Raw genomic sequence first — 12,401 nt, 5'->3', positions numbered from 1 at the left:
TGCAAGCGCCCAGACATTCAATGAAGAGAGGTTGGACGTGGCTGCAGGAGAAGAGACCTCACACATCCTTAGCGGGTTGACTTCCCAGCTGCCTGATCGTGATCCGGAAGAGACTGCCGAGTGGGTTGAGTCTTTGGATGCGTTGATCAGGGAGCAGGGCACGGAGCGGGCGCAGTTCATCATGCGCAGCCTGCTTCAGCGGGCGGGGTCCCAGTCGGTGGGGGTGCCGATGGTGACGACCACCGATTACGTGAACACGATCCCGGCGGACCAGGAGCCGGTGTTCCCGGGCAACGAGGAGTTCGAGCGCCGGTACCGGGCGTACATGCGCTGGAACGCGGCCGTGATGGTGCACCGGGCGCAGCGGGCGGACATCGGGGTGGGCGGGCACATCTCGACCTATGCCGGGGCCGCGACCCTGTACGAGGTCGGCTTCAACCATTTCTTCCGCGGCAAGGACCACCCCTCGGGCGGGGACCAGGTGTTCTTCCAGGGACACGCGTCCCCGGGCATGTACGCGAGGGCGTTCATGGAGGGCCGGCTGAGCGAGGAGGACCTGGACGGGTTCCGGCAGGAAAAGTCCAGACAGGGCCATGCCCTGTCCTCCTACCCGCACCCGCGCCTGATGCCCGCGTTCTGGGAATTCCCGACCGTGTCCATGGGCATCGGCCCGATGAACGCGATCTACCAGGCCCAGTCCAACCGCTACCTGCACGACCGGGGGCTGAAGGACACTTCCGGCCAGCAGGTCTGGGCGTTTCTGGGCGACGGGGAAATGGACGAGCCCGAGTCCCGCGGCCTGCTCCAGCTCGCCGCGAACGAGAACCTGGACAACCTGAACTTCGTGATCAACTGCAACCTCCAGCGCCTGGACGGGCCCGTGCGGGGCAACGGGAAGATCATGCAGGAACTGGAGGCGTTCTTCCGCGGCGCGGGCTGGAACGTCATCAAGGTCGTCTGGGGCCGGGAATGGGATGACCTGCTGGCCCGGGACACCGACGGGTCCCTGGTGAAGATCATGAACGAGACCGTGGACGGGGACTACCAGACCTACAAGGCCGAGTCCGGCGGGTTCGTGCGCGAACACTTCTTCGGCAAGACCCCGGCCACCAAGGACCTGGTCGCGGACCTGGACGACAACCAGATCTGGGGCCTCAAACGCGGCGGCCACGACTACCGCAAGGTCTACGCCGCGTACAAGGCCGCGGCCGAGTTCAAGGGCAAACCCACCGTGATCCTGGCCAAGACCGTCAAGGGCTACGGGCTCGGACCCCACTTCGAGGGCCGCAACGCGACCCACCAGATGAAGAAACTCACCATGGCAGACCTCAAGGCCTTCCGGGACCACCTGCGCATCCCCATCACCGACGAACAACTCGACACGGACCTGTACCGGCCCCCGTACTACCACCCCGGCATGGACGCCCCGGAAATCCGGTACATGATGGACCGCCGCGCCGCCCTGGGCGGGCCCGTCCCCGAACGCCGTTCCACCCACACCCCCGTGGTGCTGCCCGAGGAGAAATCCTACGAGGTCGCCAAACGCGGCTCCGGTAAACAGCAGGCCGCCACCACCATGGCCTTCGTGAGGCTCCTGAAGGACCTCATGCGGGACAAGAACTTCGGCGCCCGCTTCGTCCCGGTCGTCCCGGACGAGTCCCGGACCTTCGGCATGGACGCGTTCTTCCCCACCGCGAAGATCTACAACCCCAAGGGCCAGAACTACCTCTCCGTGGACCGGGACCTCGTCCTGGCCTACAAGGAATCCCCCATGGGCCAGCTCATCCACCCCGGCATCAACGAAGCCGGCGCCGTCGCCGCGTTCACCGCCGCCGGCACCGCGTACGCCACCCACGGCGAACCCCTCGTGCCGATCTACGTGTTCTACTCCATGTTCGGCTTCCAACGCACCGGCGACGCCTTCTGGGCCGCCGCGGACCAGATGACCCGCGGCTTCATCATCGGCGCCACCGCCGGACGGACCACCCTCACCGGCGAAGGACTCCAGCACGCCGACGGCCACTCCCCCATCCTGGCCTCCACCAACCCCGCCGTGCTCACCTACGACCCCGCCTACGGCTACGAAATCGGCCACATCATCCGCGACGGACTCCAACGCATGTACGGGGAACACTCCGAGGACCGGAACCTCATGTACTACCTCACCGTCTACAACGAACCCATCACCCAGCCCGCGGAACCGGAAAACCTCGACACCGAAGGCCTCCTCAAAGGCATCTACCTGCTCGCCCCGGCCGAGCCCGAGGACCGGGACACCAAGGGACCCCGCGCACAGATCCTCGCCTCCGGCGTCTCCGTCCCCTGGGCCCTGGACGCCCAGAAACTCCTCGCCGGCGACTGGGGCGTCTCCGCCGACGTCTGGTCCGTGACCTCCTGGAACGAACTCCGACGCGACGGACTCGCCGCCGAAGAACACGCCTTCCTCAACCCCGGCGAACAACCCCGCACCCCCTTCATCGCCCGGCAACTCGCCGGCGCCACCGGACCCGTCATCGCCGTCACCGACTACATGAAAGCCGTCCCGGACCAGATCCGCCAATTCATCCCCAACGAATTCGCCTCCCTCGGCGCCGACGGCTTCGGCTTCTCCGACACCCGCCAAGCCGCCCGCCGCTACTTCAAAAACGACACCCACTCCATCGTCGTGAAAGCCCTGCAACTACTCGCGGCGAGGGGCGAGGTAGACCCGAGTGCGCCGTCGTACGCGATTGACCGCTACAAGCTCCTGGACGTCACCGCCGGCACCACCGGCGGTTCAGGAGGCGACGCCTAAGGTGCCCTAAAACTAATCGGCGGCAGTGCTCCTGTGAGCACTGCCGCCGATTTCTTATTTAGCTCCGAGCGAGCGGTGATCCACCACGAATCCTGTGGCGGCACTCTCCCTGACTGCATTGATTCCGGCCACGAGGGCCGCGATATCCGGGAACTTAGGCGACACTGCCACGACCGTTCCATCGTCGGCCTTCAATCGGAAGTGGAACGCTTGCTCCCCTGCTGCCAAGATTTCGAAAATGCCAGACATAAACTCTCTTTCCACCGCGGATGCATCGTTGCATCCCTTTCGATGACCACTGACTCTCGTGAAGTCCCTAAGAGAATATCCGCCATCGGAGCGTCCCATAAGGCCTACCCATGGGTAATATTCAACCTTTTTCGGTAGACCTATGCCGGAATCCGAGGTGAACCGGAAGACATGGGGACATCCAAGGTCTAGGCCCGGCCGGCGCTGCCCGGGGCGCAGGAGGGACTGCATCAACAAGGACACCGTAAGCCAACTTCCGAGCGCACCGGCTTGACTTGACTAGTTGCCCTCGTCGCAGATATTTCGCGGCACTTGCAACATGAATCGTCTGCACGCGCCACAAGTTAGGCATGAAGATTCAAACAGCGCCTTCCGTGCCCGTTGAGAATGGCATGTGGCAGCTTCTGGACCGGTGGCGGGACCAGAGCCTGCGCGATGGCTGGCGGTATGTCCGGGACTGGTTCGTACCAGAAGTCGAAGGCATGGCCTTCTCGGTGATGAACGGGAATTCCTCTGTTGGTGCAGCCCGGCATCTGGGCGCATCGCGTTCCTTCCACGGCGTGGGGATAGCTGAAACGATGACCGATCTGCGGTCCCTCTTCACAGCTGCCGGACAACCGGTCGATCAAAGCGCACTGCAGGACATCGCCGTCGGATGGGTAGAGGCCAGAGAGCAAGACCAACAGCCTTCGTCCTGTACGGATGTCACAACGGGCCTGGCAACCACAGCCCATTTCGAACGCGCACTTCAAGACGCGCGTCGGACAGCGAACGGGCCCGGCAAGTTCATCTTGGGGGCTTTCCTGTTTCCTCTCATGGACAAACAACTGAAAGGCTCCTGGACCCTGTCCGTGGAAGTGGGTCGAATCTGCGCCCAGGAATTCACCGGCGAATCAGCGATACAGGTGTACCGCCATGGCAGGGTGGACTTCCTCATCCAAGGTTCAACAGGGAATCTTGCTGATGCGCTGAGGTGCAAGAGGCGCCTTGAAGCGCTGCGCAACGGGGCCCTCGGCCCTTGCAAGCTCCGGTACCAGCCGATCCCGTCAACGGACGCCGAAGCCATGAGCCTCATGGCGCAGCTCCGAGGGATCCCGGTAAGGCCGCAGTCGCGATGACCTGCCATGAAAGTCCGGCGAATCTGTTCGCTTCAACCACTGGCCCCGACCGACGCGCGAACGAGGGCTCACTAAGGGAAATTGCCATCATGGATGCCGTTCTCAGCCTGCCGGGCCATAGCCCAGCCAGTGAACGGGACACCGCCACCGGCACTCGGCGGTTCACCTCATCGATGGTCACCGTCCAGGAACCGATGGCACCTCCCGGCAAAGACGCTATCGGCCAAGCACCCGCCCGCGGACGTCGCCGGGCAGAAACGCCGAGAGCCCAATGGCTGAACACACTTTTCCCAAGGAGGTCCTAATGCTCCAGATCCCGGGCAACCCGGACAATCAAATTGAACGGCAACCCCATGAAACGAGACACGCATCGCCTCCATCGGATGCCACCGCTCCCGGAGTCTTCTTGGCGTGTCCCCTGCACGGTGCCGGAGTGCGCCTGGTCCACTACGCACACAAGGCCACAGCGGCTCCTCACGACACCCTGACCTATTCTGCCTGGGTCATCAATGATTCAGGGGAAGTCCTCACCGATGTCACCCTTGTCCTGCGGTCCTTCACCAACGCAGGACTGGAAGAGCTGAGCTACGCGACCGGCCCGTCCGTCTTGAGTTTCGGTCCGATGCCAGCCGGAGGGGAAACCGAGTTCGTCTTCACGTATGTCGTCACCGAAAACGACCAAAGCCATGCAGGAGAGCTCATCAGCGCCATGGCTGTCCAGGCACTGACCGTCACCGGGGCGAGGCTCTGGGATGAACACGACGCCATCACACCCATTTCCTTTCCCTGAATAGCCCTCTGCCGGATCAGGTTCCGCAGGACGGTGCAGCCGGTTCACGCCTGTTGGCGGAGGGGTGGCCGGCCCTGCCGCGCCGTTTTGCGGATTTTACATGACCGACCTCGGGTGCCCCTGAAAAAAAGTTGAGAGTTTCCTACCGGAATCGCCGTCACGTTCTTCCGGATACCGATACATACCTGTCAGATGCAAAGTTCCGGGCGTGGGCCTGGTCGTTACTACTAGTGAGGTGTCCGGTGATATTGAACAAATTCACCACAGCAAGGCCTGGGATGAGGGTGGGTTCGTGATGAGCGCCCGGAATTTCCCAAGGGTCTACAAGGCCCCAGCTGGGCTACCCCCAAAGACACACCACTCCCTGTCACGGCTGATCCTGGGTCTTGCCACTGTCCTTGTTTTTCTGCTGCAGCTTGTCGCAATGCCAGCGGCCGCAAACGCCGCCGGGTCCCCCCAGGGTGCAGCCGGGCAGTCTGTCCCTGCGAACGCCAGCACGGCATTGCTGCCGATGGCGTTGACGGTTTCCCAGGTCTGCGCGCCCAACGTCTTCTACGCGATCGGTCAGTCCGGGGGGATATACCGCTCGCACGTGAACTCCAGCAACAACCCTGTGTACGACTACCAGATGGCCAACACCAGTACTCCGCTCAACAACGCAAACGCACTGGGCGTCAGCTCCCAAACCGGGATTCTGTATTTCGTCGATCGTCTCGCGACATCGGTCAACCTCTACTCCTACAATCCCACGGCAACCAATCCCGCGCCTGTTCTTATCACAAATGTCGATACTTCGATCGCTGGCGGCACCGTGGCCGGCGCGGTCAACCCCGTCGACGGCGCATACTACTTCGGCGGCTACAAGGACATCCCAGTCGCCGGAAGCAACCCGCCAAGCTGGACCGTCAACCTGTACATCTGGCGCTACGATCCCGCAACCGGGGCCGTTACCCTGGTCGTCAACGGCCTTCAGGTATCCTCTTCCGCCTACTTGGGCTACAACTTCAACTCCACAACGAACACCTGGGACCCTGTACCGGCCAATACCAACGGCGACTTTGCCTTTGACAGCCAGGGAAACCTTTACGCCATCCTCTCCCAGGTCGACAACGCACAGACGGCGTACCCCGGAAGCGCCCAGATCTTCACCATCACCGGCGTGGGCGCCACCCCGGGCGCAACCCTGGCCAACTCCACCGGAAGCATCCTGATCGGCAATTCGACCAACGATCCTGGTTACAACGGCATCGCCTTTGATTCCAACGGCTCTCTGATTATTCAGTCGAGCAACCTCGGCACGAGTACCAACGTCACTGTCTACGACCCGAACACCTTCCAGCCGTTGGGGACCAGGACAGCACTGGGCTACCCCAGCGGCACGGACCTGGCCTCATGCCAGCCGGCACCGCCCCACGTGATATTGCAGAAGGAAATCGTCGGCGGCCGCGTGAGCGCCAGCGACCAGTTCAATCTGTCCATCAAACGTGGTGACACCGCCGGCGGCGGGGCCGTCCTGGGAAGCACCACCACCTCCGGCAGCGCCTCGGGTGTCCAGAGCCGCCGGGTGGGACCTGCCGCCGTCCTCGCCCAGGCTAGCGGGGTGTTCTACACGTTCTCCGAGAGCCAAACGACGTCTACCGGCGGATACACCACCACCTGGAAATGCTGGAACACCCCGGACCTCACCGCCGCTCCATTCCTGAGCGGCACTGGGACCTCGTTCAACGTCAACAGCACGAGCATTCCGGTTTCCTCAAGCACGGTCTCGACCGAGGTCACCTGCCGATTCGTGAACACAGCTCTCCTGCCCAACTTGGTGGCTTCCAAGAGCGTGAATCCGGCGGCCGGGACCATGGTCCAACCCGGGCAGGTACTCACCTACACACTGACCTTCGACAACACAACCGGTACGGCCCCGGCCACCGTCAGTTACACCGACTGGCTCGGGAACGTGCTGGACGACACGACCTTCGTGGCCAACTCCATCACCACGACCACCACGAGCGGGACTGCCCTGGTTGTCGCGAACAACTCGGGGGCGGCACCGCCAACTCTGGGCATCACCGGCACGGTGGCCGCGGGCGCGAAGAGCGTGGTGACTTACCAGGTGAAGGTCAACAACCCGGGCTCTCCAGGTAATGCCTCGGTCGAGAACTACCTGACGCCCTCGACAACCACCACTCCCCCGACGTCCTGCCCGGCCGGCAGTACCACCTGCACCGTCAACCCGGTGGGCTCGTGGACGCTGGGCAAGACCGCCTCTCCGGCCTCCGGAACGTACATCAACCCCGGCGACCCGGCTGCGAGCAGGGTGATCACCTACACGGTCACGGCCACCAACTCCACCGTCAATCCCATCACCGGTGTCATCCTCACCGATGACCTGAGCCAGGTGCTGAACAACGCCACGTTCACGGCCGGTTCGGCGAAGCTCACCATCAACGGCGGCACGCCCATCGCAGTTCCGGACCCCGGCGCCGGCAACAAGCTGGTCACCCCCTCATTTACTCTCCCGGGCAACGGCACGGCGGTGTTGACCTACTCGGTGACCGTCAATACGAATGCGTGGCTAGTGACCCTGAAGAACGGGGCAACCGGCAACGGGGTCATCCCGCCGGCACGATGCGTCACGGGCAGCGCGGCGCCGCTTGACCCTGCGTGCTTCACAACGAACCCGACCACGGGCCACCTGTTCGTGCAGAAATCAGGGCCCGGCCCGACCCAGGGTTCCACCGTCCCGCTGACCGGCTCGACCTTTGAGATCCACAACGATGCCGCCGGGCAAATGGGCACCACCGTGGTCGGGGTGAGCAGCGCCGTGTCCGGATCTCCCGGACTGATCGAGGTCAGGAACCTGCTTCCAGGCACATACTGGCTGCTCGAAACCAAAGCCCCGAGCGGCTATTCACTCCTGGCCACCCCCGTGAAGTTCACGGTGGCTGCCAACGGCAGCATCACCTTGGACACGGCCACCGCCGGAAGCTCAGTAACGGTGAACGGTTCGACCATCACCGTCCTGGACACGGCGGGCGTGAAGCTTCCAGCCGCCGGCGGACCAGGCAACTCCGGTCTCTTCGGAGGTGCCCTTCTCGGGATCCTCCTCCTCATGACTTCGCTCGCCCTCATCATGACCAGGCGAGCGGACAAAACCCCACATACCCAGATTGCTGAGCGAAGCTCCGTGCATCTCCCTGGGGACAACAAGAAAGGAAAACGATGAAATCATCGAAGGTGAGGCGCAGAATAGTTGCTTCGCTAGCCGCAATTGCCTCGGCAGCAATGCTTGCCCTCGGGGCAGGGGGCGCGCACGCGGCGAACATTGCGAATATCGATCCGTCCAAGACGGCTACGCTGACTATCCACAAGTACCAGCAGCCGGCCACGCCAACCAACCTGCCCAACAACGGAACAGCATTGACCCCGGCCCAGCTAGCGGGCCTGACGCCCATGGCTGGAGTCACGTTCACGGTTCAGAAGGTCAACAACATTGACCTGACGACCAACGCGGGCTGGACTGCCGCGGCAGCCCTGACACCGGCCCAGGCCGCCGCGCAGGCGGCCACCCCGGGCACCGCGGTCACGACCGACGCGACCGGTACAGCCACCCTGGCGAACCTTCCGCTGGGCCTCTACCTGGTGACGGAGACCGGCTACCCGGCCGGCGTCACTCCTGCGGCTCCGTTCCTGGTCACTCTTCCCATGACGGACCCCGTGAACGAGAACAACTGGATGTACAACGTCAACGTCTACCCCAAGAACGCGGTGACCGGCGCCACGAAGACCGTCACGGACGCCCCGGCCATCAAGCTTGGTGACAACGTGCAGTGGACCATCACCGGCGACATCCCCAATGTCAACCCGATTGATGGCTACCGGATCGTGGATCAGCTCGACCCGAAACTGACGTACACAAACTCGTCGGTAGCGCTCTCCAACGGCGCCACACTGACGTTGAACCAGGACTACACCATCGCGTTCAACGCGGCCACGAACACCCTCACGGTCGACTTCACCGCCAGCGGCCGGGCGATCCTGGCCGCCAACCCCACGGCCAAAGTCGTCGTAACGGTGAACACCACCGTGAACACGGTCGGCCAGATTTCGAACACGGCCCTCGTCTACCCGAACGCGGCCAGCTTCACCATCACTCCGGGCCAGCCCGGCGGTCCGGTCGTCACTCCCCCGGTGGTTACCAAGTGGGGCGACATCGTCCTTCACAAGCAGGACTCCAAGACCTCCGCGAGCCTGGCCGGCGCCACATTCTCGGTCTACCCGACACAGGCTGATGCCCTGGCCGGCACCAACGCGATCACCATCGCCGGTGTCAGCTCCTGGACCACCGATGCCAGCGGCAACCTGGTGATCTCCGGACTGCGCTACTCCAACTGGGCCAACGGGGTTGCAGTAAGCCCGGGCCAGCCCGGCTACCAGTCGTACTGGCTGGTAGAGACCAAGGCTCCGGCCGGCTACGAACTGCTCGCCCAGCCGGTCCAGACCACGGTCACCAGCTCGGACCCGACGGTCGTCACCGTGACGATCAACAACGTCCTGCACAACGCCGGATTCCAGTTGCCGCTCACCGGTGGTGTGGGAACCTGGGCCCTGACCGCCGGCGGGATTCTTGTGCTGGCAGGTGCCGGTCTCTTCATGGTCACCGGCCGTCGGAAGCGCAACGAGGCAAAGTAACCATCCCTCGGTGACCTGCGTCCCATGATGCAAGGTGTGGGGCATCCACCAACCTGGTGGATGCCCCACACCTCTCCCGTCCATCAAAGCAAGAGGCTCCAATGACTCAAACCCTCGAAGAATTCATGGAGGGTTCCGAACCCGGCCCGAAAGACCCCCTTCATCGCCGCAGAACCCGGAGACCGGCGGCTGGACGCAATGGCATCCGATCCAGTCTCACTGACCGGAGGTTCTTGACGATGATGGTGATCGCGGCCATCGGGATTGGCCTGATCCTCTACCCACAGGCAGCGGACTGGTTCAGCTCGATATCCCACAACAGCCAGCTTTCCGGCTACGCTCAGGAAGTCCAGCAGCTTGAACCTTCGGCCCGGACGAAAGTGCTGGACCGCGCGCGCGAATACAACTCCCGCATCCCCCCGGGCCAGCTGCGCGACCCCTACTCCGCACAAGCCCCGACACCGGCCGTGGAAGGGCAACTGCGGGACTACCAGAGCCAGTTGAACGTGGCCAACGATGACGTGATCGGGCGGTTCCGATACCCCTCGCTGAACATCGACCTGCCCATCTTCCACGGAACCAGCGACGATGTTCTGGCCAAGGGAGTCGGCCATCTCTACGGATCCTCCCTTCCCGTAGGAGGCCCCGGCACACACAGCGTCTTGACATCACACTCGGGAATCCCCAACGCCGAACTCTTCAACCCCCTCCACAGTGCCAAAACGGGCGACATCTTCTCCACCGAAGTCATGGACCACACGTTTCTGTACAAGGTCAACAAGATCGAGGTAGTGAAACCGGACGACATCTCATCCCTCAAGGTCACCGCGGGCGAGGATTCCATCACTTTGGTGACGTGCACCCCCATCGGCGTGAACTCACACCGACTCCTCGTCCACGCCTCCCGAATCGCAGACATCCCTAAAGACGCCCCCGAACAAAAAACCCTCGCAGGACGCCAGACCAATATCGGATTCCCGTTCTGGGCCATCTACTTCATCGGCGGCCTGCTCGCGTTCTACCTGGCCGCCACCGTCTGGAACCGCTGGCGAACTCGACACGCACGACGGGAGCCGGTGCCGTGAAAAGCGATGCCCTTTTCGCGGCACAAACGGCAAATAGACACCACTTTGAGTATGCCAAGCAAACCTGCCGCACCACGCTGCATACTCAAAGGAGCATCATGCCTGTTCGCAACGAAAGATGGCCCGAGGGAACCCCGAACTGGGTGGACGCCCAGGTGGATGACGTCAAAGCCGCCGCAGACTTCTACTCCCGGTTGTTCGGCTGGGATATCCAGGATGCCGGCCCGGAAGCGGGCGGCTACCACATGGCCTTCCTGTGCGGTTCGCCGGTAGCCGGCATCGGCCCCAAACCCGAGAACGCCGGCCCCCTGCCCTCCGTGTGGAGCACCTATCTCGCCGTCGACGACGCCGACGCCACCGCAGCGAAGATCACCGAAGCCGGCGGCCAGCTCATGATGCCGCCGTTCGACGTCATGGACCAGGGACGCATGACCGTGGCCTTCGACACGGCAGGGGCCGCCTTCGGCATCTGGCAGTCGACCGGCCACAACGGCATCGGCCGCTACAACGAACCCGGGGCCGTGTGCTGGAATGAGCTTCACACCCGCGGCTACCAGCCCGCGCGTGAGTTCTACGCCAGCGTCTTCGGCTTCAGCTACACGGACATCGGAGACGGCTCGGAGTTTATCTACTCCACCTTCGAACGTCCCAAGGACGGCCAGACCGTGGGCGGAATCTCGCACGACACCAACCTCCCGGACGGCGTTCCAAGCTACTGGCTGACATGGTTCCAGGTCCAGGACCCGGACGCGACCCTGGAGGCCGCCGCGGCCCTCGGCGCGGCCACGATCTTCCCGCCCACGGACAGCCCTTTCGGCCGGATGGCCATCCTCCAGGGCCCGCAGGGCGAAACCTTCGGAATCATCAACCCGCCGGCCCAGGCCGGCACCACCCAGGAGTCCTAGAAATGGCACAGTTCCTCGTTACATACCACGGCATGGGCCACCCGACCCCGGAGATGATGGAGGCCGGCCGGGAGGCCTTCCGTGCCTGGGTCGAAACCACTGGCGGCGCGGTCACCGACCCCGGCGCGCCGCTGAACTTCGTCACCCAGCTGGCGTCGGGCGAGCCCGCTCCCGCCGTCGAGATTGCCGGTTACTCGATCATCCAGGCCGAGTCGCTCGACGCCGTCCGCGCCTTGCTCGCGGAACACCCCTTCATTGCCCGCGGCGGAACGCTGCAGGTGAGTGAGTGCCTCGGCGTCTGACCCCGGAAGCGGCGGCCGCGAACCAGGTTCGCAGCCGCCGCGCCGTGTTTGCAAGGTCACGGATCGGACCGGCAGCTTGAGAGGAGAACAATGAGCATGAACACGATCGCGGCCTCGGCATTAAGCCTGCCGATCTCTGAAACCGAGGGCATCCATCTCATGGTCATGGCAGCGCTGATTACTGTGTCAGGTGCCCTCGCCGTGGCCGGAGTCGTCTTTGTGTTGCTGACCGCTCCGCTCGTGGCGGTGGCTTTCCGGCGCCAGCGCACCAGCAAGAGAGCAAGCCGCGCGATGCACGGCGCCCCTCATTCCGCAGAAGAAGAATCCCTTGCCGGCGAACAACCTTGTTTCTCCCCCAAGGACTAACTCCAGGCGACACGAATGGTCCCCGGCTGGCACTCATAGGAGGCTCAGCCACTTTCCTGCACGTTCCGACGACACAAAGAGAAGCGACGCGGCTCCTCCCGGAACT

General features: G+C 63.5%; 10 protein-coding genes. 9 read left to right on the top strand and 1 reads right to left on the bottom strand.

Annotated features, from left to right (window positions below; translation table 11 throughout):
- The first annotated feature begins 37 nt into the window (after positions 1-37).
- Positions 38-2,794 (top strand): pyruvate dehydrogenase (acetyl-transferring), homodimeric type, encoded by a 2,757-nt coding sequence (gene aceE, locus AC3ANQ_RS03425; protein ID WP_488303818.1) that lies wholly within the window; start codon positions 38-40, stop codon positions 2,792-2,794.
- A 54-nt stretch (positions 2,795-2,848) separates the two neighbouring features.
- Here the strand turns inward: aceE and AC3ANQ_RS03420 are convergent, their stop codons facing one another.
- Positions 2,849-3,043, bottom strand: a complete 195-nt coding sequence (locus tag AC3ANQ_RS03420) for a YegP family protein (RefSeq protein ID WP_488303817.1) — start codon at positions 3,041-3,043, stop codon at positions 2,849-2,851.
- Positions 3,044-3,393: 350 nt separating this feature from the next.
- Here AC3ANQ_RS03420 and AC3ANQ_RS03415 point away from each other — a divergent pair, with 350 nt between their 5' ends.
- From AC3ANQ_RS03415 to AC3ANQ_RS03380, 8 genes are all read left to right on the top strand, one after another.
- Positions 3,394-4,161: a hypothetical protein gene (locus AC3ANQ_RS03415; RefSeq protein WP_488303816.1), complete on the top strand. Its 768-nt coding sequence runs from the start codon at positions 3,394-3,396 to the stop codon at positions 4,159-4,161.
- 304 nt (positions 4,162-4,465) lie between these two features.
- The gene (locus tag AC3ANQ_RS03410; protein ID WP_488303815.1) at positions 4,466-4,951 is read left to right on the top strand and encodes a hypothetical protein; all 486 of its coding nucleotides are present in this window, start codon (positions 4,466-4,468) and stop codon (positions 4,949-4,951) included.
- Positions 4,952-5,375: 424 nt separating this feature from the next.
- The gene (locus tag AC3ANQ_RS03405) at positions 5,376-8,171 is read left to right on the top strand and encodes a DUF7927 domain-containing protein (protein ID WP_488303814.1); all 2,796 of its coding nucleotides are present in this window, start codon (positions 5,376-5,378) and stop codon (positions 8,169-8,171) included.
- Positions 8,168-9,637, top strand: a complete 1,470-nt coding sequence (locus AC3ANQ_RS03400) for a SpaH/EbpB family LPXTG-anchored major pilin (RefSeq protein WP_488303813.1) — start codon at positions 8,168-8,170, stop codon at positions 9,635-9,637. The genes AC3ANQ_RS03405 and AC3ANQ_RS03400 overlap by 4 nt, the downstream gene beginning before the upstream one ends.
- Before the next feature lie 239 nt (positions 9,638-9,876).
- Positions 9,877-10,722: a class C sortase gene (locus tag AC3ANQ_RS03395; RefSeq protein WP_488303812.1), complete on the top strand. Its 846-nt coding sequence runs from the start codon at positions 9,877-9,879 to the stop codon at positions 10,720-10,722.
- A gap of 98 nt (positions 10,723-10,820) precedes the next feature.
- Entirely contained in the window at positions 10,821-11,627 is an 807-nt protein-coding gene (locus AC3ANQ_RS03390; protein ID WP_488303811.1) for a VOC family protein, read from the top strand.
- 2 nt (positions 11,628-11,629) lie between these two features.
- Positions 11,630-11,929, top strand: a complete 300-nt coding sequence (locus AC3ANQ_RS03385) for a YciI family protein (protein WP_488303810.1) — start codon at positions 11,630-11,632, stop codon at positions 11,927-11,929.
- A gap of 90 nt (positions 11,930-12,019) precedes the next feature.
- On the top strand, positions 12,020-12,295 hold the full coding sequence (locus AC3ANQ_RS03380; RefSeq protein WP_488303809.1) for a hypothetical protein: 276 nt from the start codon (positions 12,020-12,022) through the stop codon (positions 12,293-12,295).
- Positions 12,296-12,401: the final 106 nt, after the last annotated feature.

The organism is Arthrobacter sp. DMZ02-1R, from assembly GCF_057747935.1.
This window is presented reverse-complemented; position numbering and strand designations above follow the sequence as displayed.